At 66.1% G+C, this 25,098-nt stretch carries 23 protein-coding genes and 1 pseudogene; 7 read left to right on the top strand and 17 right to left on the bottom strand.

Features of this window, described 5'->3' with window-relative positions:
- Positions 1–48: 48 nt before the first annotated feature.
- The 8 genes and pseudogenes from QW845_RS19115 to QW845_RS19080 all read right to left on the bottom strand — a co-directional run bounded on the left by QW845_RS19115 (position 49) and on the right by QW845_RS19080 (position 9,302).
- Positions 49–879 (bottom strand): flagellar motor protein MotB, encoded by an 831-nt coding sequence (locus QW845_RS19115; protein WP_315803099.1) that lies wholly within the window; start codon positions 877–879, stop codon positions 49–51.
- Positions 880–915: 36 nt separating this feature from the next.
- Positions 916–1,689 carry a motility protein A gene (locus QW845_RS19110; protein ID WP_315714499.1) on the bottom strand — a complete coding sequence of 258 codons (774 nt, stop codon included), beginning with the start codon at positions 1,687–1,689 and terminating at the stop codon, positions 916–918.
- A gap of 164 nt (positions 1,690–1,853) precedes the next feature.
- Positions 1,854–2,216: an Hpt domain-containing protein gene (locus QW845_RS19105; protein WP_315803098.1), complete on the bottom strand. Its 363-nt coding sequence runs from the start codon at positions 2,214–2,216 to the stop codon at positions 1,854–1,856.
- A complete protein-coding gene (locus tag QW845_RS19100) occupies positions 2,213–4,402 on the bottom strand; it encodes a hybrid sensor histidine kinase/response regulator (RefSeq protein ID WP_315803097.1) in 2,190 nt (729 codons plus the stop codon). The genes QW845_RS19105 and QW845_RS19100 overlap by 4 nt, the downstream gene beginning before the upstream one ends.
- Positions 4,403–4,691: 289 nt before the next feature.
- Positions 4,692–5,411, bottom strand: coding sequence for an RraA family protein (locus tag QW845_RS19095; RefSeq protein WP_315803096.1), 720 nt, complete (start codon positions 5,409–5,411; stop codon positions 4,692–4,694).
- Between the two features lie 110 nt (positions 5,412–5,521).
- Positions 5,522–6,412: a phosphatidylcholine/phosphatidylserine synthase gene (locus tag QW845_RS19090; RefSeq protein WP_315803095.1), complete on the bottom strand. Its 891-nt coding sequence runs from the start codon at positions 6,410–6,412 to the stop codon at positions 5,522–5,524.
- Positions 6,413–6,499: 87 nt separating this feature from the next.
- Positions 6,500–7,204 (bottom strand): annotated as a pseudogene (locus tag QW845_RS19085) (phosphatidylserine decarboxylase); the annotation flags it as partial.
- Positions 7,205–7,328: 124 nt separating this feature from the next.
- Entirely contained in the window at positions 7,329–9,302 is a 1,974-nt protein-coding gene (locus QW845_RS19080) for an ABC transporter ATP-binding protein/permease (protein WP_315803094.1), read from the bottom strand.
- A gap of 252 nt (positions 9,303–9,554) precedes the next feature.
- Here QW845_RS19080 and QW845_RS19075 point away from each other — a divergent pair, with 252 nt between their 5' ends.
- Positions 9,555–10,157 carry a TIGR00730 family Rossman fold protein gene (locus QW845_RS19075; protein WP_315803093.1) on the top strand — a complete coding sequence of 201 codons (603 nt, stop codon included), beginning with the start codon at positions 9,555–9,557 and terminating at the stop codon, positions 10,155–10,157.
- 3 nt (positions 10,158–10,160) lie between these two features.
- On the opposite strand, the gene QW845_RS19070 is transcribed toward QW845_RS19075, so the two are convergent.
- From QW845_RS19070 to cysS, 4 genes are all read right to left on the bottom strand, one after another.
- On the bottom strand, positions 10,161–10,538 hold the full coding sequence (locus QW845_RS19070) for a VOC family protein (RefSeq protein WP_315803092.1): 378 nt from the start codon (positions 10,536–10,538) through the stop codon (positions 10,161–10,163).
- Between the two features lie 115 nt (positions 10,539–10,653).
- A complete protein-coding gene (gene cimA, locus QW845_RS19065) occupies positions 10,654–12,267 on the bottom strand; it encodes a citramalate synthase (RefSeq protein WP_315803091.1) in 1,614 nt (537 codons plus the stop codon).
- Entirely contained in the window at positions 12,264–12,767 is a 504-nt protein-coding gene (locus QW845_RS19060) for a GNAT family N-acetyltransferase (RefSeq protein ID WP_315803090.1), read from the bottom strand. The genes cimA and QW845_RS19060 overlap by 4 nt, the downstream gene beginning before the upstream one ends.
- 113 nt (positions 12,768–12,880) lie before the next feature.
- Entirely contained in the window at positions 12,881–14,290 is a 1,410-nt protein-coding gene (gene cysS / locus QW845_RS19055; RefSeq protein ID WP_315803089.1) for a cysteine--tRNA ligase, read from the bottom strand.
- Between the two features lie 390 nt (positions 14,291–14,680).
- On the opposite strand from cysS, the gene QW845_RS19050 reads away from it, so the two are divergent.
- Positions 14,681–14,989 (top strand): hypothetical protein, encoded by a 309-nt coding sequence (locus tag QW845_RS19050; protein WP_315803088.1) that lies wholly within the window; start codon positions 14,681–14,683, stop codon positions 14,987–14,989.
- A 153-nt stretch (positions 14,990–15,142) separates the two neighbouring features.
- A complete protein-coding gene (locus tag QW845_RS19045) occupies positions 15,143–16,306 on the top strand; it encodes a DUF2865 domain-containing protein (RefSeq protein ID WP_315803087.1) in 1,164 nt (387 codons plus the stop codon).
- A gap of 26 nt (positions 16,307–16,332) precedes the next feature.
- Here the strand turns inward: QW845_RS19045 and QW845_RS19040 are convergent, their stop codons facing one another.
- The 3 genes from QW845_RS19040 to QW845_RS19030 are packed head-to-tail and all read right to left on the bottom strand — an operon-like array spanning position 16,333 to position 19,505.
- Positions 16,333–17,751, bottom strand: coding sequence for a nitrilase-related carbon-nitrogen hydrolase (locus tag QW845_RS19040; protein WP_315803086.1), 1,419 nt, complete (start codon positions 17,749–17,751; stop codon positions 16,333–16,335).
- 12 nt (positions 17,752–17,763) lie between these two features.
- On the bottom strand, positions 17,764–18,117 hold the full coding sequence (locus tag QW845_RS19035; RefSeq protein ID WP_315803085.1) for a diacylglycerol kinase: 354 nt from the start codon (positions 18,115–18,117) through the stop codon (positions 17,764–17,766).
- Complete coding sequence (locus tag QW845_RS19030) at positions 18,117–19,505, bottom strand: class II 3-deoxy-7-phosphoheptulonate synthase (protein WP_315803084.1); 1,389 nt, start codon at positions 19,503–19,505, stop codon at positions 18,117–18,119. The genes QW845_RS19035 and QW845_RS19030 overlap by 1 nt, the downstream gene beginning before the upstream one ends.
- 173 nt (positions 19,506–19,678) lie before the next feature.
- Here QW845_RS19030 and QW845_RS19025 point away from each other — a divergent pair, with 173 nt between their 5' ends.
- A complete protein-coding gene (locus QW845_RS19025; RefSeq protein WP_315803083.1) occupies positions 19,679–20,554 on the top strand; it encodes an alpha/beta fold hydrolase in 876 nt (291 codons plus the stop codon).
- A 602-nt stretch (positions 20,555–21,156) separates the two neighbouring features.
- On the opposite strand, the gene QW845_RS19020 is transcribed toward QW845_RS19025, so the two are convergent.
- Both QW845_RS19020 and QW845_RS19015 read right to left on the bottom strand, forming a co-directional pair.
- On the bottom strand, positions 21,157–21,885 hold the full coding sequence (locus QW845_RS19020; RefSeq protein WP_315803082.1) for a sulfite exporter TauE/SafE family protein: 729 nt from the start codon (positions 21,883–21,885) through the stop codon (positions 21,157–21,159).
- Positions 21,886–21,927: 42 nt separating this feature from the next.
- Positions 21,928–22,119: a hypothetical protein gene (locus tag QW845_RS19015; RefSeq protein ID WP_315803081.1), complete on the bottom strand. Its 192-nt coding sequence runs from the start codon at positions 22,117–22,119 to the stop codon at positions 21,928–21,930.
- 328 nt (positions 22,120–22,447) lie between these two features.
- On the opposite strand from QW845_RS19015, the gene QW845_RS19010 reads away from it, so the two are divergent.
- The 3 genes from QW845_RS19010 (at position 22,448) to QW845_RS19000 (ending at position 25,085) form a co-directional block, all read left to right on the top strand.
- Complete coding sequence (locus tag QW845_RS19010) at positions 22,448–24,160, top strand: jacalin-like lectin (protein ID WP_315803080.1); 1,713 nt, start codon at positions 22,448–22,450, stop codon at positions 24,158–24,160.
- Between the two features lie 194 nt (positions 24,161–24,354).
- A complete protein-coding gene (locus tag QW845_RS19005) occupies positions 24,355–24,678 on the top strand; it encodes a metalloregulator ArsR/SmtB family transcription factor (protein WP_315803079.1) in 324 nt (107 codons plus the stop codon).
- Positions 24,675–25,085: an SRPBCC domain-containing protein gene (locus tag QW845_RS19000; RefSeq protein ID WP_315803078.1), complete on the top strand. Its 411-nt coding sequence runs from the start codon at positions 24,675–24,677 to the stop codon at positions 25,083–25,085. Before QW845_RS19005 ends, QW845_RS19000 begins: the two co-directional genes overlap by 4 nt.
- Positions 25,086–25,098: the final 13 nt, after the last annotated feature.

Below are 25,098 nucleotides of genomic sequence, written 5' to 3'. Positions count from 1 at the left end.
TCGCAAGCCGCCATGCGGCATTATGATGCGGCAAGCGAAGCATCCCGGCTACGGCTTCAGATCGGGCGGCAATGGCGGGTCTTCCCGCATCAGGGTGATCGTCACGCGGCGGTTGGCTGCCAGCGACGGGTCGTCGGGAAACAGCGGCTGGGTGTCCGCCTTGCCGGAGACGGCATAGATGTGGCTCGCCGGCAGCCCTTCCCGCTCCAGGATCTGGCGCACCGCATTGGCGCGGTCCGCCGACAGGTCGAAGCCGCCATAGTCGCTGCGGGCGGGAACGAAGCCGGCGGCCGTGTGCCCGGTGATCTGGACCCGAAGCGGGGTCGCCTTGAGCGGGGCAGCCAGCTTCTCTATCAGGCGTCGCGTGCGGTCGAACGGCACCTTCGAGCCATCAGCGAACATCGACCGCCCGTCCTGGTCGACGATCTCCAAGTTGAGACCCTGCTTGGTCTCTTCGAACATGATGTGCTTGGAGATCTCGGTCATCTCCGGCATGTCCTGCAGCGCCTGGCGCAGCGAGGCGGACGCCAGCGCGAACTGGCGATCGATCTTCAGCTTGGCGCCATTGGTATGCTGGCGCTCCTCCTGCTCGGGGCTCGGCTCGCGCGCGGTCTCCTCCGGCGAGATGTGGGCGGCGTTCTTGAGCTTCGGCCGGGTCGGCAGGCCGTCGGATTCCACGATGCCCGAATAGCGCGACTCGGTCTGCACGCCGAAGGCGTCGCGCATCGAGCCTGCGACGACCTTCAGCTTGGCGTTGTCCATGGTCGAGAACGCGACCAGCATCACGAAGAAGCTGACCAGAAGTCCCATCAGGTCGGCAAAGGTCACGAACCAGCCGTGACCGCCGCCATGCGCATCGCCCCTCTTCTTCTTGGCCATTGCCTACCCCACCCCGGATCGCCCCGCCGCAGCCGATCAGGCCGGCACGGGCTCGCCTTCGGCGTGGCGATGCTTCTCCGGCAGATAGGCCAGGAGCATTTCGCGGACCAGGGCCGGACTCTTGGAGTCGCGGATCATCAGGATTCCGTCGATGATCAGCGTCCGGTTGGTTTCCTCGTCCAGCAGCTTGCCATGCAGCTTGTCGGCGATCGGCAGACAGATCAGGTTCGACACCAGCGCGCCGTACAGGGTCGCGAGCAGCGCGGTCGCCATGAACGGGCCGAGCTTCGAGGGGTCGGTCATGTTGGCGAACATCTGCACCATGCCGATCAGCGTGCCGACCATGCCGAACGCCGGGGCGCAGTCGCCGATGGCGCGATAGATCTTGCTGCCTTCGTCCAGGTGCATCAGGAAATTGTCGCGGTCACGCTCGAGATTGTCACGGATGAATTCGAGGTCGTAGCCGTCGGCCACGTAGCGGATTCCCTTGGCGAGGAACGGCTCGTCGGTCTCGACCTTTTCCAGGCCGACCGGGCCCTGCTTGCGCGCGATCTCGGCGATGCGGGCGAGCTCGTCGACGAGCTCGCGGGCCGACAGGCGGCTCATGGTGAAGGCGTACTTCATTCCAAGCGGAACGCCGTGCAGCATGACGCCCAGCGGGAAGCGAATCATGGTGGCTGCGATCGAACCGCCGAAGATGATGATTGCGGCGTGCTCGCTGACGAACATCTCGAGATCGCCGCCCAGAAGCATCATCGTCGCGATGACGATCACGCCAGCCACGAGCCCCGCACTCGTCATAATATCCATGATTCAACTCCACCGCGTACGCAAACCACGGACCCTGCCGGACCGACGCGGTGCTTCTGGACCGCATGTCACGACACTAAATGTCCGCCATTAAGGACGAGTTACTGAATTCGGTAGGCATAATGAAAGGTAAACAGCAGCGCCGCGTACGACGCCGACCTCGCTCAAGCGACCGACGATCCGGACTTGAGCAGGTTCGCCGCGGCGAAGACGGCTGACTGATCGAATGATCGCTGCATCTTGTGGACCATCTCCAGCATCTGCGCCGGCTCCATCGTCGCCGATCCCACCTCGAGCTCGCGCGACAGGCGCGACAGCGCCGAGAAACCGAACGTCGCCGACGAGCTCTTGATCGAATGCGCCTCGCGCCTGAGTTCGAGGCGATCCTCGAACTTGGCCGCAAGCGTGCCGAACTTTCCGGACGTGTCGTCGAGGAACGTGCGCAGGACCTCCAGCGCATCCTCCTCGCCGAGCTCGGAGACCAGGATCTGATAGACGGATTCGTCGAATTGCACCCAGTCGGTCATGCGACAAGCCTTTCCTTGTGTGTAGCAGCGGCCGCGCGAAGCAGAGCGGCATTCAGTCGATCGCGCGTGACCGGCTTGGTCACGAAGTCGTTCATGCCGGCGTCGGTGCACGCCAGATGATCCTGGCTGGTGGCGTTGGCCGTCAGAGCGACGATGTAGATGTCCTGCGCGGGCGGCGGCAGCGAACGGATCATCCGCGTCGCCGTGAGCCCGTCCATCTCGGGCATCATCATGTCCATGAGCACGAGGTCGTAAGGCTGCTTCTGCACGGCTGCGATCGCCTGCGTGCCGTTCTCGACGATGTCGTAGCCGTGACCAAGCTTGTCCAGGAGCTTTTTGATGACGAACTGATTGGTCAGATTGTCCTCGGCAACGAGGATCTTCAGCGGCGCGAGGCTGCCCGGACGTTCCTCGGCGATCGTCTCGCCGACCGGCACGATGGTCGCCTCGGGCGCGCTCACCTGCTCGACGTCCGGCTGCGGCTGGACCTGGATCGAGAAGGTGAAAGTGCTGCCCTCGCCCACCTTGCTCTGCACCTTGATGTCGCCGCCCATGCAGGTGACGAGGCGCTTGCAGATCGCGAGCCCCAGACCGGTGCCGCCGAAGCGGCGCGAGATGGAATTGTCGACCTGCGAGAACTGCTTGAACAGCCGGCTGACGGCGTCTGCGGGAATGCCGACGCCGGTATCGGCGACCGAGAACACCAGCGTCAGGTTCGGCCCGGCAAGGTTCTCGGCACGCACATCGATATGGACGCCGCCCGATTCGGTGAATTTGAGCGCATTGCCGACCAGGTTGAACAGCACCTGGCGCAGCCGCGCGGGATCGCCGACCACGTAGTTCGGCACGTCCGGCGCGATCGACGTCGTCAGTTGCAAGCCCTTTTCCCTGGCGCGGGACACCAGCAACTCGGCGGTCGCCGTCACCGACCGGTGCAGGTCGAACTCGATGTGCTCGATCTCCAGCCGATCGGCATCGAGCTTGGAGAAATCGAGGACATCGTTGAGCAGTTGCAACAGGTAATCGGCCGACTCGCGCAAGGTTGTCGCGATCTTGCGCTGCTCCGGCGCGAGGTCCGCCGACAGCAAGAGATCGGCAAGGCCGATGACGCCGTTCATCGGCGTGCGGATCTCATGACTCATCATCGCCAGGAATTCGGAGCGCGCCCGCGTACCTGCCTCGGCGGCATCGCGTGAGGCGGCAAGTCCCGCCTGATAGCGCGCAATCAGGATCGTGATGATGCCGATGACCACCGTCAGCAACGCCCCGACCAGCAGATCACGATCGCGGTTGAGCTTGAAGGCGCTGAAGATCTCCTCGGAGGCCTGACCGACGATGACCACCAGCGGCAGATCCTTGATGCGCTGGAACGAGTAGATGCGCGTGATGCCGTCGATCAGACTTTTGAAGGTGTAGAAGCCGCTGCTTCTGTGCTGAATGGCGCTCATCACCGGGCTGCCGGCGAGCGAGGATCCCACGCCCCCCGGACCGGCCGAGGCCCGTGCGCGCACGATGCCGTCGAGACCGAGGAGTGTGACATTGCCCTTCTTGCCGAGATCGACCGAATTGTAGAAGCTCGACAGATATTCGGGGTCGAGCGAGACCACCACCACGCCGCCGAACGAACCGTCCGGCATGATGATGCGGCGGGTCAACTGGATCGACCATTTGTTGGAGACACGGCCGAAGATCGGCTTGCTGATGAAGAGAAAATCATCCTTGCCGTCGGCATGAACGCGGAAGTGCTCGCGGTCGCGCAGGTCGAGGCCGCGCATCTTCGGATCGATGTTGCTAGACAGCATGATGCCGTCCTTGCCGATCACGACGACCTGAAACGAGAAGTCGGACAGGAACTGGCTGTTCTTCGACCATAGCGACATGTCGAAGTTGTGCGGGTCTCTGGCATAGGAGTCGCGGACGTAGAGCAAGGTCTGATCTGCCGCGCGGATCGAGCGGATGATCTGCTCCTCGAACGCGCGGGCCAGGTTGGCGCCGTTCTTCAGCGCCGACTGCTCGGTGCGCGTATACTCTTCGGAGATCGTGTAGAAGATGCCGGCCCACACCAGCGCGATCGCCGAGAGGCCGATCGCGGCACTGCCGAAATGTCCGATCAGCCGAACCATCCTGTCGACGGTCCGGTCGACCCGCCCGAACAACGGCCTCGATTTCGATATCAGCCTGCGCATGTCCTTCGCCCTCGGGCGACATGCCTATCGGGACGGGCTAGCCATCAGGTAAAGCTTGATGGATAAAATCTTCTCAACGAGCGACGGCCGCTTAACCTTCGGCGAGTCCCGGCCAGTTTGCGGGTAATTCGTCACCGCGTTCGACATTTTCGGCCGAAGCTCAGTCGTCACCCCGTAGTCATCCGGATGCGGTTGCAGCGTCGCAGTTCGGCGAGCGCCCCGCGCAAGGGCGGCGAGCCGCACCGTCGAGCGGCACGGCTCGCTCATTTGGACCGGAGCGAAGCGACGCTCAATGAATCTCCGCCGACCGCTTCAAGGCGGCCTTGAGCTTCTCGAGCGAGAAATCCGCAGACCGCGCGATGTCCAGGATCGGCGTTTCACGGCGCGCGCACAGCTCGGCCGCCTCGGGAAGCTTCGCGGCGATGTCGGCGGGGATGACGATCGCACCATGGCGATCGGAGTGGATCAGGTCGTCCGAGCGCACGGTCATCCCGGCGACGCGGACCTCGCCGCCGAAGCTCTCGGCATGCACCCACGCGTGCGACGGACCGATCGAGCCCGCCAGAGCCTGGAAGCCAGCAGCCCATTGCGGGATGTCGCGGATCGATCCATCCGTGATCACGCCGAGGCAGCCGAGCGCCTTGTGGACATTGCTCTGCACCTCGCCCCAGAACGCGCCGTAGCCGATGTCGGGGCCATCGATATCCTGGATCACGACGATGCGCGGACCATGACCGGTGCCGACATATTCGTAGTAGTCGGTGCGCCGCCTCGCCTGCTCGTCCGCCGGCAGGCCCGACTTGACGACGGACCGGATCGTCGCCGTCCGCGCGTAGCCGACCATGGGCGGCAGGTCCGGGAACGGGCACACCAGCGGCTTGGTCGTGTAGCCGATCAGGCGGCGCTCGGGCGCCACGATCTCCATCGCGTTGCAGATGGTCGGCGTGTCATAGCGCGCGAGCGCCTCGAGGACGGAAGCAGCGAGGGGCGCGGCGGCAGTGCTTGTCACGGGCGTTTCTCCGGATGATGCGGACGGCATTCGCGGGCCGTCCTTGGCCATCCGGTATAACTGAGGCGCCGAAGCCGGCAAAGCGCGGGCTCGGTCGGGGCGCCCTGCGCTCAGTGCAGCCGTTCCGGCGGCCGCTGCCCCTGCTCCGCCGCCGGCACGCCGGTCGGCGCAAAAGCCGTCGTGGATGAAGACGAGGCGTGCGACGCTGCAGCCGCGGCACCAAGGACCGCGGCGTGCCGCGCCGCCTGCTGCCGATACAGCCGCCAGCCGAACGGAAGGCTCAGGATGTAGAGGATCGATCCGGCCGACAGGATGTGCCAGGGATAGACCACCAGCAGCGCGACGAAGAACACCACCGCGGCGAACACCGGCAGCACGAGTTCGGGCGAGACGCGCATCCGCGCGGTCTTGCCGGAGAACACCGGCAGCCGCGACACCATCAGGAAGGCGATCAGCAGCGTGTAGAAAGCCGTCAGCAGCGCCGGCGGCCTCGGCAGGTCCAGGAAAGCCAGATAGACGGGCAGCAGCACGGTGATGGCGCCGAGCGGGGCCGGCACGCCGGTGAAGAAATTGGCGGCGAAGGGCGGCTTGTTGGGATCGTCGATGCTGGCGTTGAAGCGCGCCAGCCGCAGCCCGCCGCTGATGGCGTACATCATGGCGGCGATCCAGCCGCCGTCGTGCAGCTCATGGAGCTGCCAGAAGTACAGGATCAGGCCGGGCGCCACGCCGAAATTGACGAAGTCGGCCAGGCTGTCGAGCTCGGCGCCGAACTTCGACTGGCCCTTGATCATGCGGGCGATGCGGCCGTCGATGCCGTCCAGAAAGGCGGCGAAGACGATGGCGCCGACGGCGAGCTCCATCCGCCCCTCGGTCGACAGCCGGATTGCGGTGAGGCCGGCGCAGATCGCCAGCAAGGTGATCATGTTCGGCACCAGCAGCCGCACCGGGATCGGGCGGAAACGGCGGCGGCGCAGTTCGGGAGAGTTCAGATCGAAGCTCATGATCACACCACGTGTGGTTTGTCCGGGACCTTGTGCCTGAACACGGCTCAAGGTCTCCTTAATGGGTCACCAGCGGGCAGCGACGGTTCACTGGCTCCGGAACGTCAGGCCGGGCACGGGCACGTCGAAATCGGCCAGGATCGTCTCGCCGGCGATGGCGGTCTGCCCCTCCGAGACCAGAACCTCAGTGCCGTCAGGAAGATAGACGTCGAGCCGCGAGCCGAAGCGGATCAGGCCGAAGCGCTCGCCCGCGCCAATGGTCTGCCCCTCGCGCACGAACGACACGATCCGGCGCGCCACGAGGCCGGCTATCTGGACCACGCCGATCCGGCCATGCGGCGTCGAGATCGCGAGCGAGTTGCGCTCGTTGTCCTCGCTCGCCTTGTCGAGCTCGGCATTGATGAAGGCACCCGGACGGTAGGAGATCTTCTCGATCCGGCCGGCCACCGGGCTGCGGTTCACATGCACGTTGAACACGCTCATGAAGATCGAGACCCGCAGCAGCGGCCGGTCGCCGAGGCCGAGCTCGGCCGGCGGCAGGGCGCGCGTGATCATGGAGATGCGTCCGTCGGCCGGCGCCACCACCAGCCCTTCCCGCTGCGGCGTGACCCGGATCGGGTCGCGGAAGAACAGCGCGCACCAGACGGTGAGCAGCGTGCCGATCCAGCCGAGCGGGGTGAATATCCAGAACAGGATCAGGCTGACGAGGGCAAATCCCCCGATGAAGGGGTAGCCTTCCGGGTGGATCGGCGGGATCTGAGCGCGGATGGAATTGCTGATCGACATGGCCTGCTTCGTTGAGTGTTGTCGCTCTGACCCTCAGAGCGGACCGCCGCCTTGACTAGGTCGATGGCCGGCGAAGGTCAAAATGAATCCTTAATGCAGTCTTGAGTTCAGATCAGGGCGGTCCGCAGCATCATTCGGCGGCGCTGGCTACCCGTCCCGCCAGATCCGGCCCGGCGACGTCCGGTTCGCCCCGATCAGGCGGATTGCGGTTCGGCGCCGTGGCCTCATCGCCGATCTGCGCCAGTTTTTCGCGCGCCTCCTCGGCCTCGCGCTGCCGGTTCCACATGCCGGCATACAGCCCGCTTTTGGCCAGCAGCTCGGCATGGGTGCCGCGCTCGGCAATGCGACCCCGGTCGAGCACGATGATCTCATCGGCCGCTACGATGGTCGAAAGCCGGTGCGCGATCACGAGCGAGGTGCGGTTGCGCGACACGCCATCGAGCGCCTCCTGGATCTCGTGCTCGGTATGGCTGTCCAGCGCCGAGGTCGCCTCGTCCAGCACGAGGATCGGCGGCCCCTTCAGGATGGTGCGGGCGATCGCGACGCGCTGCTTCTCGCCGCCGGAGAGCTTGAGGCCACGCTCGCCCACCTGGGTCTCGTAGCCCTTCGGCGCCATCCGGATCAGACCGTCGATCTGCGCGAGGCGGGCCGCCTCCTCGACCGCGGCGTCGTCCGCATCCCAGCGTCCGTAGCGGATGTTGTAGCGGATGGTGTCATTGAACAGCACGGTATCCTGCGGCACCATCCCGATCTGGGCGCGCAGCGACACCTGGGTAACATCGCGGATGTCCTGGCCATCGATCAGAATGCGGCCGCCGGAGACGTCGTAGAGCCGAAACAGCAGCCGCGAGATGGTCGACTTGCCGGCGCCGGACGGCCCCACGATCGCGACCGTCTTGCCCGCCGGCACCTCGAAGCTGAGCCCCTGCAGGATCGGCCGCTCCGGCTCATAGGCGAAGCGGACATCCTCGAAGCGGACGTTGCCGGAGGTCACCACCAAAGGCGTCGCTCCGGGCGCGTCGTTCACCTCGGCATCGCGCGTGAGCACGCCGAACATCTTCTCGATATCGATGATGGCCTGCTTGATCTCGCGATAGACCATGCCCATGAAGTTCAGCGGCTGGTAGAGCTGGATCATCATGCTGTTGATCATGACGAAGTCGCCGACGGTGTTGCGCCCCTGGCGCACGCCCTGGGCGCACATCAGCATGGCCACCGTCAACCCGACCGTGAAGATCACGGCCTGCCCGGCGTTGAGCACCGCCAGCGAGGTATAGGTCTTCACACTGGCCCGCTCGTAGCGCTCCATCGAGCGGTCGTAACGTTCCGCCTCGCGCGCCTCGGCGCCGAAATACTTCACCGTCTCGTAGTTCAAGAGCGAGTCGATCGCCTTGGTGTTGGCGTCCGTATCCGAGTCGTTCATGCGGCGCCGGATCTCGATGCGCCACTCGGTCGCGATGTAGGTGTAATAGAGATACGCCGCGACCATGGTCAGCGTGACCAGCACGTAGCGCCAGTCGAACTGCCACAGCAGCACCGCGGTCAGCAGCGAGACCTCGACGATGGTCGGGATCAGCTGCAGGATCACCATGCGCACGATGGTCTCGATCGCGTTGCGGCCGCGCTCGAGCACGCGGGTCAGGCCGCCGGTCTTGCGCTCCAGATGGAAGCGCAGCGACAATTCGTGCATGTGGACGAAGGTGATGGTCGCGAGCTTGCGCACCGCATGCATGGCGACACGGGCAAAAATACCGTCGCGCCACTGCGTCAGCACCGCCATCAGCACCCGAATCCCGCCGTAGCTTGCCGTCATGACGATCGGCGAGGCCACCAGCCAGAACGCCCAGTTATCGGGCGCGATCGGCGCGGTGTTGGCGCCGGTCAGCGCGTCGGTCGCCCACTTGAAGGTGAAAGGCAGAACCAGCGTCGCCACCTTGGCCGCGAGCAGCAGCACCACGGACCACAGCACGCGCATCTTCAGATCGGCGCGATCGCTCGGCCAGATGAAGGGCCACAAATGGCGCAGCGTACCGGCCAGCGTTCCCTGCTCGAGGGACGATGGCGGCGGGTTGGCGGCTGCTTCGGAGGAGGAATCGGGCGGCATCAAACGTTCTGGAACAGCGAGTGTTTTGGCATGTTGTGATGCCGGGGCGTTGCCTGCGTCATATGTCATATAGAGTGTCCGGGCGCCGGATGCACCGGTACGTCGACGGAATCCGTTACCGCGGCGCAGTATTTGCATACTCGTTTTCGGACAAATGGACCCATTCAGCCTGCATCATCCCGTGAAAGCCCGCGAATCCACTTCCTCCGCCCTCGTCTTGACGCCTTTCAACTGCAGTGTCACACCGCTCCAATGACTGAAATCCGCACCGTTTGCGTCTATTGCGGCTCCGGCCCGGGGACGAATCCCAGCTTCATCGAATCGGCGAAGGCACTCGGCAAGGCGCTTGCCGAGAACGGCGTCAGGCTCGTTTATGGCGGCGGCTCCATCGGCATGATGGGCGCGGTCGCCAAGGCGGTGCTCGACCATGGCGGCGACGTCACCGGCATCATTCCGGACTTCCTGGTGAAGAAGGAGGTCATGATGCCGCTCAAGGATCTCATCATCACGCCGGACATGCACGAGCGCAAACGGCTGATGTTCGAGCACTCCGACGCGTTCGTGGCCCTGCCCGGCGGCATCGGCACGCTCGAAGAGCTGGTCGAGCAGTTGACCTGGAAGCAGCTCGGACGCCACGCCAAGCCGGTGCTGATGGCCAATATCGATGGCTTCTGGGAACCGCTGTTCGCGCTGCTGGCCCACATGCGCGAGACCGAGTTCATCCGCCCCGGCTTCCAAATCGAGCTGCTCAAGGCCGAACGCGTCGAGGACATCCTGCCGCGCCTGCGCGAGGCCGCCGCACGCGTCGCCAAGGAAGAGACCGAGATGGCGCCAGAGATCGCCAAGCGGCTCTGATCCCTATTCGGCCGGAAACGTCACCGCCTCGATCCGATTGCCGTCGGGATCGAGCACGAACGCCGCGTAATAGCGCACGCGGTCATGCGGCCGCAGCCCCGGTGCGCCGTCCGAGACACCGCCTGCCTCCAGCGCCGCGGCGTGGAATGCATCGACGTCGTCGGAGCTCCTGGCACGGAAGCAAAGGTGCGAGCCCGTCTCGGCGGATACCCGCGCCATGCCGGCGCGCAGATTGATCCAGAATTCCGGATAACTCTTGCCGAAGCCGATCGTGCTGGGACGTTCGACCAGGCGCGTCAAACCAAGCGGCGCCAACGTGCGCTCGTAGAACCGCGCGCTGCGGGCGAGATCGCTGACACCGACTGAGACGTGGTCGATCATGCGTTTGCTCCTGCCCTCTCCGCGTCATTGCGAGGAGCGAAGCGACGAAGCAATCCAGAGTCGTGCATTCAGCCCTGGATTGCTTCGCTTCGCTCGCCATGACGGATGCATCACCTCAACCCGGCGCGCCGGACTTCACCAGCTTGTAGAACACCGAATCCATCAGCGCCTGGAACGAGGCGTCGATGATGTTGGGCGAGACGCCGACCGTGGTCCAGCGCTCCCCCTTTTCGTCCTCGCTTTCGATCAGCACGCGCGTGACCGCCTCGGTGCCGCCATTGAGGATGCGGACGCGATAGTCGATCAGCTTGAGGCCGTCGATGTAGCCCTGGTATTTTCCGAGATCCTTGCGCAGCGCGACGTCGAGCGCATTGACCGGACCGTTGCCTTCGGCCGCGGAGATCAGCCGCTCGCCGGCGACGTCAACCTTGACGACGGCCAGCGCCACCGTGACGCGCTCGCCGACCGCGTTGTAGCGCTGCTCGACATTGACGTCGAACTGCTCGACGCGAAAATACTCCGGGACCGAGCCCAGTGTACGCCGCGCCAGCAGCTCGAACGAGGCGTTGGCGGATTCGTAGGCATAGCCCGCGGCCTCGCGCTCCTTCAGCTCCTCGACCAGGCGCGTGAGCTTCGGATCGCTCTTGCTGAAGGGGACGCCGCCGCGCTCCAGTGCTGCGATCACGTTGGAGCGGCCGGCCTGGTCCGACACCAGCACCTTGCGGCGATTGCCGACGCTCTCGGGCAGCACGTGCTCATAGGTCTGCGGATCCTTGAGCACTGCCGAGGCATGGATGCCTGTCTTGGTCACGAAGGCGCTCTCGCCGACATAAGGCGCGTGCCGGTTCGGGGCGCGGTTCAGCATGTCGTCGAGCGTCCGAGAGACCTTCACGAGGCCGCTGAGCTGCTCGTCGGAGACGGCGATCTCGAAGCGCTCAGAGAACTCGGTCTTCAGCTTCAATGTCGGGATCAGCGAGCACAGATTGGCGTTGCCGCAGCGCTCGCCGAGCCCGTTCAAGGTGCCCTGGATCTGGCGCGCGCCGGCGCGCACCGCGGCCAGCGAATTCGCGACTGCCTGCTCGGTGTCGTTATGGGCGTGGATGCCGAGGTGATCGCCCGGCACGTGCTTGACGACCTCGCCGACGATCGCTTCGATCTCGTGCGGCATGGTGCCGCCATTGGTGTCGCACAACACGACCCAGCGTGCGCCGGCCTCATAGGCCGCGCGTGCGCAGGCCAGGGCGAACTCCGCGTTCTCCTTGTAGCCGTCGAAGAAATGCTCGCAGTCGAGCATCACCTCGCGTCCCGCGGCCTTTGCGGCCGTCACGCTGTCGCGGATCGAGGCGAGGTTCTCCTCGTTGGTGGTCTCCAGCGCGACGCGCACCTGATAGGCGGATGACTTCGCGACGAAGCAGATCGCGTCCGCCTTGGCGTCCAGCAGTGCGGCGACGCCCGGATCGTTGGACACCGAGCGTCCTGCCCGGCGCGTCATCCCGAAGGCAGTGAAGCGGGCATGGCCGAGCTTGGGCTTGGCGGCGAAGAACTCGGTGTCGAGCGGGTTGGCGCCGGGATAGCCGCCCTCGACATAGTCGATGCCGAGATCGTCGAGCATGCGCGCGATCGCCTGCTTGTCGGCCAGCGTGAAATCGACACCGTTGGTCTGCGCACCGTCGCGCAAGGTGGTGTCGAACAGATAAAGTCGTTCTCTGCTTGTGCCTGCCCTGCTCATGCCTGCGCTCCCCCGGAGCCGAGCGTCTTCTTCATCGTGGTGTTGGCGAGCCACTCGCCATTGATGGAGACGCTGTTGCGCTGCTGCGCGACATAGCCGCGCTTGCGGAAGAATTCGACCGCCGTGTCGCTGGCGTCGACCGACAGACCGGTCGTGCCGCGCGCGCCCGCCAGCTTTTCCAGTGCGTCGCATAGCAGGGCGCCGACGCCCTGCCCCGCCGCGTTCGGATGAACGTAGAGCATGTCGATGTGATCGTTTCCCTTCAGCGCGGCGAAGCCGACCGGCGATCCCTGAAGGGTCGCAATCAAGGTGAGCTCGGATGCCAGCCTCTTGCCGAAGCCCGTCTCATCCTCCGCAGCGGACGCCCAGGCCTCCTGCTGCTCCTCGCTGTAGTCGTCACCTGTCAGCCCCTGGATGCTGGCGACGAAGATCGCGGCGAGCAGCGGCGTATCAGCCGGAAGAAACGGCCGCAGTGCGGGCCTCGGGAGAGCCTGTCCCATGTGTCACCACATGCCGTAGAGTTTCGTGACCAGCGCCACTGCGCCCGCGATCAGCACCAGTTTGAGCAGGATGTAGTACAGCCAGTGCCGCGGAAACGGGGTGTCGGGCTTGCTCATCGCGCAATCTCCCAGGTCGTGACCGGCTTGCCGTCGGCGCCTTTGCCATCCTTCAATACAACGCCCATCGCCGCGAGCGCGTCGCGCAGGCGATCGGACTCCTTGAAGTCCTTCCGCGCGCGGGCCGCGGTACGCTCGGCGATCAGGCCTTCGACCGCGGCGGCGTCCACGCCCTTGGCCTGCTGCTTTCGCGCTTCCCATTGCACGGCGGTCTCCGACAGGAAACCCGCAAAGCGAAGCGAGCCGGCAAAGGCAGCGCGATCCGACTCGCCGCCGGACGCCGCACGGCTCCGCAACGCGTGCAGCTCTGCGATCATCAGCGGCGTGTTGAGATCGTCGACGAGCGCCGCGATGATCTCAGGCTCCGGCTGCTCGCCCGGCGCATCGGCCGCGACGCGATACCAGTCGTCGAGCGTCTTGGCGCTCTCCTCCAGGCCCTTGGCCGTCCAGTCCGCCGGCGAGCGATAATGCATCTTGAGCATGTTGAGGCGCAGCACCTCGCCGGGCCAGTCCGCCAGCAGGTCGCGAATGGTGACGAAATTGCCGAGGCTCTTCGACATCTTCGCGCCCTCGACCTGGACGAACTCGTTGTGCAGCCAGTAGTTCGCCATCACTGAGGTGCCATGGGCGCAACGCGACTGCGCGATCTCGTTCTCATGATGCGGGAAGATCAGGTCGAGCCCGCCGCCATGGATGTCGAAGACCTCACCGAGATAGGCCGCGCTCATCGCCGAGCACTCGATGTGCCAGCCCGGGCGGCCGCGGCCCCACGGGCTGTCCCAGCCCGGCTCGTCCTCCGACGACTGCTTCCACAGCACGAAGTCGGCAGGGTTCTTCTTGTGTGCGTCGACGGCCACGCGCGCGCCGGCAAGCTGCTCGTCGAGCTTGCGACCCGACAGCGCGCCATAGTCCGGCATTGATCGGGTGTCGAACAACACCTCGCCGCCCGCCTCATAGGCGTGGCCACGCGCGATCAGTTGCTTGATCAGGGTCACCATATCCGCCTTGCCATCGGGGCGCGGCAGCACGAACTCGGTGGCGCGTGGCTCGAAGGTCGGAGGCAGGCTGCCGAGCGCAGCCGCGTCGCTGCGGAACTGATTGGCCGTCACCTCGGTAACCTTCCGGATCGCCTCGTTCAGCGGCAGCCCGGGAAAGTCACGCGCGGCGCGGGCGTTGATCTTGTCGTCGACATCCGTGATGTTGCGGACATAGGTGACGTGCTTTTCGCCATAGAGATGCCGCAGCAGCCGGAACAGCACGTCGAAGACGATCACCGGGCGCGCATTGCCGATATGGGCGAAGTCGTAGACCGTCGGTCCGCAGACATACATGCGGACGTTGTTGGGATCGAGCGGCACGAAGGGGCGCTTCTCCCGCGATGCGGTGTCGTACAAACGCAAGTCCATGGTCCGTCCCCGAATGCCCTGTGCTCACCGCCTCGCCGGACCGACAGGTCCATGACGAGGCGCAACGGGTGTCCTACGCCGAACGACCGACCGCGAGCGGACGGCAACGGCACGAATCACGCTTCCGACCTGCCGGCCGGGCGTCCTGATCATCTCTGTTGAGAAAAGACGGCCTCAGCCAGCGAATCGCTAGCGCGTAATCTCGCGGCAAATGCAGCAGATGGCGAGGAAACCGTTCATGAAACTCACCATGATGCAGCAGGCTGTCTCCGTCAAGAGCCGCAAAACGGCCGCTTTCACTGCCCAAATGCTCGCGCCCCGCCTCATGGTTAATCATTTTTAACCTTTTGGGCCTAACCATGAGTTGTCTCCTACACCCACCGGTGCACCATGCGAATCTCCCCGGCGCTGCTCGCCTGCTGTGTTCTCCTCGCCGCCGCGACCACCGCCACGGCGGAGAGCCGCATCTTCATCATCGCCAACGAAGCCGACGGCTACGGCGTCGACCAGTGCCTCGCCAAGGGCGACCGCTGCGGCGCCTCGGCTGCGCGCTCGTACTGCCAATCACGGGATTTTGCACAGGCCTCCTCCTATCGCCGCGTCGACCCCGATGAAATCACCGGATCGGTGCCGAAAGCCGGCGCAAACTGCGCCCATGGCGGCTGCAGAGACTTTGTCGCGATCACCTGCCAGCGCTGAGACGGCCGGGAACGGCTGTTCCCGCCACCTCGGCGCCCCGGAAACGACGTGACGATGCCCGACAAAGCGGCTATGGGATGCCCGCCGCTGCCGCGATTTTTCCGAATTCTGTGCTAGTCCCGCGGCTGCACCCATGGACCGGAATACCGCATCTTGATCGCATCCCTGTCTCCGCGCCTGTTGGCCCTCTCTGCGCTGCTCGGACTGACCCTGACCGGCTCGCACGCCCTGGCGCAATCCAGCTCCGATTCCTATGCGCAGATGCCGCCGGGCCCGCCCGGGCCGCAGGCCGGCGTCAATCCGATCTGCCCACGTCTGGAAGCGCAGCTCGCCTCGATCGATCGCGGCGGTGGCGGCGATCCCGCGCGTGAGGACCAGATCCGGCGTTATCAGGACGCGGCCGCCAAGCAGCAAGGCGAGCTCGACCGCGTCAGCATGCAGGCCAAGCGCATGGGTTGCGACAGCCCCGGCTTCTTTTCGATCTTCAACGGCCGCGCGGCCGAATGCCAGCCGGTGAACAACCAGATCCAGCAGATGCGCTCCAACCTCGACCAGATCATGGGCAGCCTGGAGCGTCTGCGCAGCGGTGGGTTCGGCGGTGAGCGCGACAACCAGCGCCGCTCGGTGCTGGTTGCCCTCGGCCAGAACAATTGCGGCCCGCAGTACCAGCAATATGCCAATGCAAACGCCAATCGCAGCGGCGGCGGCAACTTCCTGACCAGCCTGTTCGGCGGCGGGGCCGACAGCAATCCCGCCGCATCGCTGCCGCCGCCGAGCGCCGATCTCGCGGCGCCGCAGGGCACCTTTCGGACCGTGTGCGTGCGCAGCTGCGACGGCGCCTATTTCCCGATCTCGTTTGCCACCGTTCCCGGCCGCTTCGCCGACGACGAGCGCGCCTGCAAGGCGCAATGCCCTGCCGCCGACGCGACGCTGTTCACCTATCGCAATCCCGGCGAAGACATGAACCAGGCGGTCTCGGTCAACGGTCAGCCCTACACCGCGCTGCCGAATGCCTTCAAGTTCCGCACCGAGTTCAACCCGAGCTGTTCCTGCAAGGCGCCGGGCCAGACCTGGGCGGAGGCACTGAAGTCGATCGACGACCGAGCCACCGCCGCCGAGCAGGGCGACATCATCGTCACCGAGGAGAGCGCCAAGCGCATGCAGCAGCGCCAGACCGGCAGGGCGCCGGCGAACGCCGCCAGGAAGGGTGCCGCGCCGGCCGAGGCCGCAGCGCCAGCGACCGCGGACATCACGACCAGCGCAGGCGGCGACAAGCAGATCCGCACGGTCGGACCGACTTTCATCCCGCAGCGCTGATCGAGTCAGTCGCCGGGCCATGGGCGTCATCCCTCGAACGCGTCTGATGACGCGCGGTCGGCAAGCGCCCGGTCGTCGCGCGCCTCCAGCGGACTCGTGATCAGAGCGGGCGAGATGACCTCGCCCGACGGTCCCAGCGCGTCAGCGAACCGCCAGCGGTTTCGCAATGCTGCGAGACGACGCAACTGTGCCGGGCCGATGCCTTCGAGCGGCGCAAACCCGCCAGCCACGTCGCCGATCTCGGCCGTGGCGCCGACGACAACGGCCAGCGCGCCGGACAGGCTCGCCAGTGCCATCAGCAGCGTCGCGCGGACGCGGGCCAGCAATTGATGACGGGCGCTTCCCGCAAGCGGCCCGGGCAGCGCGCGCTCGAAGCCTTCGACGGCGGCCGCGATCGGTACCCGCTCGGCGGCGAAGCCGAGTCGCGCCGCGACCGCCATGGCCTGATCCAGCGACGCCTGCGACGTGCCGGGTCCGGACAGCATCACGCCGCGGACTTTGCCGGACCCGAGCGCATCGACCGCCAGGGCTGCGGCCAGCGCCGACTCGATGGCTCCGGTCAGGCCGAGCACGATGCCGGTGAAGCCGTGCTTCTCGACGTGGTCGCGCAGGCCGAGCACGCGGGCCGCGTAGTCCGCCTCTTCGCCCTCGATCAGCGTGGTGACCGGTCCCCGGCACTGCCAGCCATCGTCTCCCCTGCTCCATGCCAAGGTCGCGACTTCAGCGACGAAGCCCGGGAGCTGTGCCGCCACCGAGAGATCGGCGTTCAGCGCGAAGGACGCGCCGTCGAACACCTCGCCGTCCTGACCGCCGACCTGGTTGAGCCAGACGAGCGGCAGATCGCTTTCGGTGACGCGGGCCACGGCGGCCGACAGGCGCCGGTCGCCACCGCTGCGCACGTAGCATGAGCGGCTCGGCACGACGATGAGCTCGGCCCCGGTTTCCGCCAGCGTCTCGACGACGTTTTCGTAGTGCGAGGAGTCTTCGAGCGAGATGTCCTCGCCGATCGCGACCCCGATGCGGACGCCCCGCACGCTGAGCGGGCCGGCCGCCGGACCGCGCGTGAACACGCGCTTCTGATCACCATCGGCCAGGTTGGCCTTGAAGCGCGTCGCGGCGATGCGGCCGGCGTCGAGGAGCACGCAGGCATTGTAGAGCTTGCCGTCCTCGGTCCAGGGCGTGCCGATCAGCACCGCCGGCCCGCCATCGGCGGTCTCGCGCGCGAGCGCCTCGATCGCGGCCCGGCACGCGGCCTGAAATGCCGGCTTCAGCACCGGGTCCCGGGATGGATGCCCCGCCAGGAACAGCTCCGGCAGCACCACGAGATCGGCGCCGTCGGCCGCCGCCCTCGCCCGCGCCTCGCGCGCCTTCGCGGCATTTCCCGCGATGTCGCCGGCCGTCGGGTTGAGCTGGGCCAGCGTGATCCTGAAGAAGTCAGCGGCCATCGCTCAACTCATTCACAGCAGCCCGAGCCGCTCGGCGATCGCGAACAGCCAGAAGCAGCCCGACATCAGCAGCGCGACGCCGACTGCGGCCGAGCCGAGATCCTTGACCCGGCCGATCTGCAGATCGTGCTCGGTGGTCAGGCGGTCGGCGAGCTTCTCGATCGCGGTGTTCAGCAGCTCGACGACCAGCACCAGCACCACCGCGCAGACCAGCTCGACGCTGCGCATCGGCGTCGCGCCGATCACATAGGCGAGCGGCAGCGCCAGCAGGAATGCGACGACCTCCTCGCGCACCGCCTGCTCGGAGCGCAGCGCGAAGGCCAGGCCATTGCGCGAGTTGAGCGTCGCGCGCCAGATGCGCAGCATCAGAAGCCCGCGACCGCCGGCATCGGTGCGGACTTGCCGCCGCGCTGCTGCTTGAGCAGCTCGGCGATCAGGAACGCCATGTCGATCGACTGCTCGGCGTTCAGCCTGGGATCGCACACCGTGTGATAGCGGTCGTTGAGATCCTCGTCGGTGATCGCGCGCGCGCCGCCGATGCATTCGGTGACGTCCTTGCCGGTCATCTCGAGATGGATGCCGCCGGCATGGGTGCCCTCGGCGGCATGCACCGCGAAGAACGCGCGCACCTCGGACACGATGCGGTCGAACGGCCGCGTCTTGTAGCCCGAGGTCGAGGTGATGGTGTTGCCGTGCATCGGATCGCACGACCACACCACCTTGCGCCCTTCCCGCTGCACTGCGCGGATCAGTCCCGGCAGATGATCGCCGACCTTGTCGGCGCCGAAGCGGTTGATCAGCGTCAGCCGTCCCGGCTCGTTGTCGGGGTTGAGGATGTCGATCAGCTTGAGCAGCTCGTCCGGCTTCAGCGACGGGCCGCATTTCAGGCCGATCGGGTTCTTGATGCCGCGGAAATATTCGACATGGCCATGGTCGAGCTGGCGGGTGCGGTCGCCGATCCAGATGAAATGGCCTGAGGTCGCGTACCAGTCACCGGTGGTGGAATCGACGCGCGTGAAGGCCTGCTCGTAGCCGAGCAGCAGCGCCTCGTGGCTGGTGTAGAAATCGGTGGCGCGCAGCTCCGGATGGCTCTCGAGGTCGAGGCCGCAGGCGCGCATGAAGTTGAGCGCCTCGGAGATGCGGTCGGCGAGCTCCTTGTAGCGGCGCGACTGCGGGGAATCCTTGACGAAGCCGAGCATCCACTGATGTACGCTGCCGAGATTGGCGAAGCCGCCGGTGGCGAACGCCCGCAGCAGGTTCAACGTCGCCGCCGACTGCCGGTAGGCGTCGAGCTGACGCTGCGGATTGGGGATACGCGCCTCGGCGGTGAAGGCGGTGTCGTTGACGATGTCGCCGCGATAGCTCGGCAGCTCGACGCCATCGATCTTTTCGGTGGGCGAGGAGCGCGGCTTGGCGAACTGGCCGGCGATGCGGCCAACCTTCACCACCGGCACCGCGCCGGCATAGGTCATGACGACAGCCATCTGCAGCAGCACGCGGAAGAAGTCGCGGATGTTGTTGGCGCCGTGCTCGGCAAAGCTCTCGGCGCAGTCGCCGCCCTGCAGCAGGAACGCCTCGCCCGCCGCCACCCGCGCCAGCGCCTTCTTGAGGTTGCGCGCCTCGCCGGCGAACACCAGCGGCGGAAAGGTCGCAAGCTGCGCCTCGACCTCGGCCAGCGCCTTCTGGTCGGGATAGTCGGGCACCTGCTGCACCGGCTTGGACCGCCAGCTCTCCGGGCTCCAGCGCTCCGTCATGGCTTTCTACTCCCTCTGGACGGCCGCACACTTGTTCCCCGCACGGCGGCGCGCGCCTTATACACAGCCTGTCCCCGTGCCGCCACTTGGAATTTAAAGCGCGGACACAAGGGCTTGCACCGCAACCGGAATTTGACTTTGCTGCGGAAGGGCAAGGGACGGGAGAACGAGGCGTGGGCGAGACGGAATCCGACGGCGTTTCGAGCGAGGATCTGACCGTTCCGGCCGTCGATGGCTTTGCGCTCGCCGGCAGCCTGTTCATGCCGCGCGGCAGGCCGGCGCATGCCGTGCTGATCAATTCCGGGGCGGCAATCCCACGCCGGATCTATCGTGGCTTCGCAGCCCATCTCGCCCAGCAGGGTTGCGCGGTCCTCACCTACGACTATCGCGGGATCGGCGGCAGCCGTCCCCGCTCCCTGAAGGGCTTTGCGGCCTCGATGGCCGACTGGGCCGCACTCGACATCACCGGCGCGGTCGGTTGGATGCGCGAGAGCTTCGGTGAGCTGCCGCTGCGCTATGTCGGTCACTCCTTCGGCGGCCAGACGCTCGGCCTGCTCGCCAACAACACCGAGGTGTCGCGCGCGCTCTTCATCGCCTCGCAGGCCGGCTATTGGAAGCTGATGGCCCCGGGCGAACGCTGGCGCGTGGCGGCGATGCTGAACGGCATCGGCGTTCCGCTGACGCATGCGCTCGGCTACACGCCGGGATGGAGCGGCGTCGGCGAGGACCTGCCGAAGGGGGTGTTCCTGCAATGGGTGCGCTGGATCATGAGCCCGCGCTATCTGTTCGATGACGCATCGCTGCCGGGCCTCGCGAACTACGCCGGCTTCAACGCCCCGCTGCGGGCGCTGTGCCTGGCCGACGATCCCTGGGCGACACGGCCCGCGGTCGAGAAGCTGTGCGCCGGTTATACGGGCACGACGCCGGAGCTGCTCAGCATCGCGCCACAGGACGTCGGCGCCTCCGCGATCGGCCATATGGGCTTCTTCCGCGCCGCGCATCGCGACACGCTGTGGCGCAGCGCGACGGAGTGGCTGCTCGAAAGCTGAGTCAGGGGTCGGCTCGCCGTTGCCCATGAGCAAACGTTCTCGCGGCGCCATGGTGCCCGAGCTGGACTGGTCTTGCTCACCCTCCAATAGTCGGAGGGCGCAGGGAATGCCGGACTGATGGCCTCGCCCATGGCCCGCCTGCGGAAGAAAGTGCAGGCGGCAGGTACCACAGGTTCAGCCGGTCAACCGGCATTCCCTGCGCGACGGTCTTCACGCTTATACGCAGTCTGCCTGGTGCGCCGAGCTTGTTGGCCACCATTGCCACGCGAAGCGAGGCTCCGCGTAACGTGACACCAGCGTCGGGGTGTCAGCACGCTGCGACTTCACGTCCGCGCCGAGCCGTTCGTCCGCACGCCCGAAGACATGCTGCGGCTCCCTCGCGGCCATCGCTCCCCGCCCCGCGTGTCGTGACGATCGCGCGCAACGCCCCTTCCGAGTGAGGCGGGATGGCGACACTAAAGCATGATTTCTGATATTCGTAAAGAGAAATCTTTCGTCCATGACCGCGATCGGGAGTAGTCCGGACCCGCACCGCTTCGCGGCACGTCCCGGAATGCAGCAACGATAGCTTGGCTGCGCGCGAAGGGGACGACGCCTCTCCGTCATACGACCAGCAACAGACCCGACAGCAGCAGGATGCCCAGGATCATCTTCCTGAACAGCGCGTCGTTGATCCTGCGGAAGGCGAGGATGCCGAGCGCCGTGCCGGCGAAAAGCGCCGGGATGCTCAAGGCGAGATCGATGATCACCTTGGACGACAGATCCTGCCGGGCCAGCATCGCCGCCAGCGAGGCGAGCTGAATCGCGGCAATGAACGGCTGGACGACGCCGCGCTGCTCGGTCTTCGGCAGGCCGTGCATCTCGCACCAGATCGTCGGTAGCGCACCCGGCATCGCCGTGAGGCCGCCGATGAGACCGCCGCCGAAGCCGACGATCGCGGTGCGGCCTCGGTTCATCGGTTGAAGGCTGCCCAGCGCCGGCTTGAACAGCATGTAGCCGGCGTAGATCGCGATCGTCGCGCCAAACACCTGCTGAAACACGCGCGCGTCCGCATTGTGCAGCAGCCAAAGCGCGAGGGGGACGCCCAGCAGGCCGCCCAGGATCAGGACGAAACTGTCCTTCCAGCGGATGCTGCTGCGAAGCGCCCAGAGGTTCGTCGCCTGCACGCCGACGCTGCACGCCATCATCAACGGCACGGCCTCCAAAGGCTGCAGACTGTGCAGCAGGATCGCGCCGGCCACGGCGGAAAAGGCGAACCCGGCCAGGCCGGAAACGAAGGCACCAAAGAAAACGGCGGCGCTGAGCAGCAGAAATGATCCTGATCCGGCCATGAAATAGCTCCGGCTGATGAAGTTGAAAATGAGCGGGGATCGTCAATCGTAGGGCTGGAGCGTTGCAGTCCCATCGGCCTGCGCTCCGCTTTGCGTGGCATCGCCCCGCAGCATCGTGGCTGCGACGACGTGCAGGAACAGGAAGACGGCGAGGACGCTCGCGGCCAACACCGCGCGGGGGATCATCGGCAGCTTGCGCCGCGGCCGAGCCTCGTTTGGCTGCATGTCCGTCATCTCCATCACCTGATGCCGGGCTTGCTAGCAGTTCAGCGTCCCCTCAGCGTCCCCCGAGCAGAGTATGGCGTGCGGCGTGTTTCCGTGCAGGGCGAGGAGGAGTCGGCGTCGGTCAGTTCCTCGGCGCTCGTCATTCGCAACCGCTGCCATGGCCGCGGTCGATCGCAGAGCGCAGGCGGATCGGTCGTGCGCACACGACGCAACCCCCGCTCGCATCTGCCATCCCGACACGCCGCGCGCAGAACATGCATCGATCCGTCATCAGGCCGACACGCGGCAGGTGATATCGCGCGCCCCGCTATCCGGCATCATCGAGGGGAATCGACCAATGACACTTCGCCTATGGGCGGGCGCAATCGCGCTTGGATGCACCAGCCTACTCGGCAGCGCGCTGCACGCCGCAGACGGAACGTTCAGCACGCTGACCTACAACGTGGCGGAAACGCCGACCGCCTACAATGGCGGCAGCGACGCGCATTCGCGCGTGATCAGCTGCTATCTGCGCCAGTTCGGCATCGTCAACGTGCAGGAAGATTTTCTCTGGCACGCGGCGCTCTATGACACCTGCGACAACCATCCCTATCGCACGCCGACCTCGGGCACGGCCGGCATCGGCGACGGCATGAATACGCTCAGCACCTATTCGTTCGACGATCTCGATCGCGTGACCTGGACCAAGCGCGCCGATTCGGACGCGCTGACGCCGAAGGGCTTCTCGCTGGTCCGCACGCGGCTGGCCGAAGGCGTCTATCTCGACTTCTACAACCTGCACGCCCAGTCCGGCACGTCCTCCACCGATCTCGCCTACAGCGAGTCCGACGTGGCGCAGACCCTGAGCTACATCGAGGCGAATTCGGCCGGCAACGCCGTCATGGTGATGGGCGACACCAACACGCGCTACACCCGGGCCGGCCAGAACATGTGGGAATTCCTGCATCACGGCTTCAGCGATGCGTGGATCGAGACGGTGCGCGGCGGCAGCGTGCCGCCGATCGGCGACCCGCTGGTCTGCGGCGGCACCCAGACGGCGCGGCCGGATTGCGAGATCGTCGACAAGGTGCTGTGGCGGAACAACGGCTTCCTGAACCTGCAGGCGTCCAACTATGCCGACCGCCAGGACGCGCTGGACTCGAACGGCGCGCAGCTCTCCGATCATCATCCGGTCGAGGTCGACTGGAGCTTCGCCACGGCCGCGAGCCGCAGGCTGAGCGACCAGTTCGGCGGGCCGCATGGCACGAGCTACAACGACGTCTCGGCGCTGCCGGCCAACCCGGTGGCGAGCAAGCTGACCATCCGCACCGGAGCCCGGGTCGACCAGGTCGAGCTGACGCTGTCCAACGGCTATGTCTACAGCCATGGCGGCACCGGCGGCACGGCGCAGAGCCTGGCGCTCGGCAGCGGCGAATATCTCACCTCGGTCAATCTGTGCAGTGATCAGTATCAGGGCCACACGCGCATCTTCCGGGTCGCGTTCGGCACCAGCGCGGGCCGCACTTTGTCGGGCGGCACGACGACGTCGAGCTGCACCAGCTACACCGCACCGAGCGGCTGGCAGATCACCGGCTTCCACGGCCGGTCCGGTGACGAGATCGACAAGCTCGGCGTCGTCTACGCGCCGGTCCCCATCGCCACAGCGCCAGCGCGCCAGCCGGTCCGCATCGTCAATCGCACGTCGGCGCTGTGCATGGACGCCAGCGGCGGCGCGATGGCCGACGGCACCGCGGTGATCCAGTGGTACTGCACCGGCGCCGCCAACCAGACCTGGAGCTACGACGATGCCAGCGGCATGATCCGCAGCATGCAGGACCCGCACTACTGCCTCGACAACAACGGCAGCTATGGCGACGGCGCGCAACTCGTCATCTGGACCTGCACCGGCAACAACAACCAGCGTTTCCGCTACGACGCCGCGGCCGGCACGATCGCGGTGCGCAGCTATCCGGTCGAGGTCATGAGCCAGAACGGCACCTCCGTCGGCAACCAGCTGCTGACCACCTCGGCCTCGGCGGCGGGATCGCAGCAATGGACGCTGACGCCTTGAGCCGACCATGAACGCAGATGATCCGGGCGGTCGCGCCGGCCGGATCATGCTGCGGTGGTCCCGGAAGTCCACCGAAGCCGTCCGCGCCCCACCCGTCGAACTTGCGGACCGATCGCTCCAACGAGAATTCATGCTTGACCTATTCATAACTTTGCGGTTATGAGTTTATCCATAACCAACGGGTTATGGATAAAATGGCGCGATCGCCCGACCTCCTGTTCAGATCACTTGCCGACCCGACCCGGCGGGCCATTTTCGAGGGCCTGTGCCGGCATGGCGAGCAGACCGTCGGCGCGCTGACGGCCAAGGCCGGCGTGTCGCAACCAGCCGTGTCGAAACATCTCGGCGTGCTCAAGCAAGCCGGCCTCGTGCGCGAGCGCCACGAAGGCCGCCAGACGCATTATCGCGCGCAGCCGAAGGCGCTCGCCCCCCTGCTCGACTGGACCAGCCGCATGGGCGCGTTCTGGGAGAGCCGGTTCGATGACCTGGAAAATCTTCTCAACAGGATGGATCAATGACGAAAGCCGCGCCGGAAACCCGCACCGTCGTCGTCGAACGCGAGTTCGCGCATCCGCCGGAAAAGCTCTGGCGCGCGCTGACGCAGCCGCATCTGATCGCGGAGTGGCTGATGGCTAATGATTTCGTGCCGGCGGCCGGTCATCGCTTCAAGCTGAAGGCCGACTGGGGCGTGGTCGACTGCCAGGTCACGACTGTCGAGCCGCACAGGACGCTGTCCTACAGCTGGGCGGCGCTCGGCCTCGACAGCGTCGTGACCTGGACGCTGACGCCGACAGCGGCGGGCACGCATCTGCGCATGGAGCAGACCGGCTTCGGACCGGATCAGACCCGCGCCTATCAGGGCGCAAGCTACGGCTGGCCGAAGTTCTTCGACGGCCTGGAGCAGACTCTGGCGCGGCTCGACTGAGCCGAACCGGACG

Source organism: Bradyrhizobium sp. SZCCHNS3002, from assembly GCF_032377435.1.
GTDB lineage: Bacteria > Pseudomonadota > Alphaproteobacteria > Rhizobiales > Xanthobacteraceae > Bradyrhizobium.
This window is presented reverse-complemented; position numbering and strand designations above follow the sequence as displayed.

Bases quoted from the DNA above. Each gene is read 5' to 3' on its own strand.
- QW845_RS19090 (WP_315803095.1), bottom strand. From the start codon at position 6,412: ATGAGCTTCGATCTGAACTCTCCCGAACTGCGCCGCCGCCGTTTCCGC.
- QW845_RS19050 (WP_315803088.1), top strand. From the start codon at position 14,681: ATGCGAATCTCCCCGGCGCTGCTCGCCTGCTGTGTTCTCCTCGCCGCC.
- cimA (WP_315803091.1), bottom strand. From the start codon at position 12,267: ATGAGCAGGGCAGGCACAAGCAGAGAACGACTTTATCTGTTCGACACC.
- QW845_RS19020 (WP_315803082.1), bottom strand. From the start codon at position 21,885: ATGGCCGGATCAGGATCATTTCTGCTGCTCAGCGCCGCCGTTTTCTTT.
- QW845_RS19075 (WP_315803093.1), top strand. From the start codon at position 9,555: ATGACTGAAATCCGCACCGTTTGCGTCTATTGCGGCTCCGGCCCGGGG.
- QW845_RS19060 (WP_315803090.1), bottom strand. From the start codon at position 12,767: ATGGGACAGGCTCTCCCGAGGCCCGCACTGCGGCCGTTTCTTCCGGCT.
- QW845_RS19030 (WP_315803084.1), bottom strand. From the start codon at position 19,505: ATGACGGAGCGCTGGAGCCCGGAGAGCTGGCGGTCCAAGCCGGTGCAG.
- QW845_RS19105 (WP_315803098.1), bottom strand. From the start codon at position 2,216: ATGACCGACTGGGTGCAATTCGACGAATCCGTCTATCAGATCCTGGTC.
- QW845_RS19100 (WP_315803097.1), bottom strand. From the start codon at position 4,402: ATGCGCAGGCTGATATCGAAATCGAGGCCGTTGTTCGGGCGGGTCGAC.
- QW845_RS19000 (WP_315803078.1), top strand. From the start codon at position 24,675: ATGACGAAAGCCGCGCCGGAAACCCGCACCGTCGTCGTCGAACGCGAG.
- QW845_RS19080 (WP_315803094.1), bottom strand. From the start codon at position 9,302: ATGCCGCCCGATTCCTCCTCCGAAGCAGCCGCCAACCCGCCGCCATCG.
- QW845_RS19070 (WP_315803092.1), bottom strand. From the start codon at position 10,538: ATGATCGACCACGTCTCAGTCGGTGTCAGCGATCTCGCCCGCAGCGCG.
- cysS (WP_315803089.1), bottom strand. From the start codon at position 14,290: ATGGACTTGCGTTTGTACGACACCGCATCGCGGGAGAAGCGCCCCTTC.
- QW845_RS19040 (WP_315803086.1), bottom strand. From the start codon at position 17,751: ATGGCCGCTGACTTCTTCAGGATCACGCTGGCCCAGCTCAACCCGACG.
- QW845_RS19015 (WP_315803081.1), bottom strand. From the start codon at position 22,119: ATGACGGACATGCAGCCAAACGAGGCTCGGCCGCGGCGCAAGCTGCCG.
- QW845_RS19010 (WP_315803080.1), top strand. From the start codon at position 22,448: ATGACACTTCGCCTATGGGCGGGCGCAATCGCGCTTGGATGCACCAGC.
- QW845_RS19110 (WP_315714499.1), bottom strand. From the start codon at position 1,689: ATGGATATTATGACGAGTGCGGGGCTCGTGGCTGGCGTGATCGTCATC.
- QW845_RS19035 (WP_315803085.1), bottom strand. From the start codon at position 18,117: ATGCTGCGCATCTGGCGCGCGACGCTCAACTCGCGCAATGGCCTGGCC.
- QW845_RS19005 (WP_315803079.1), top strand. From the start codon at position 24,355: ATGGCGCGATCGCCCGACCTCCTGTTCAGATCACTTGCCGACCCGACC.
- QW845_RS19115 (WP_315803099.1), bottom strand. From the start codon at position 879: ATGGCCAAGAAGAAGAGGGGCGATGCGCATGGCGGCGGTCACGGCTGG.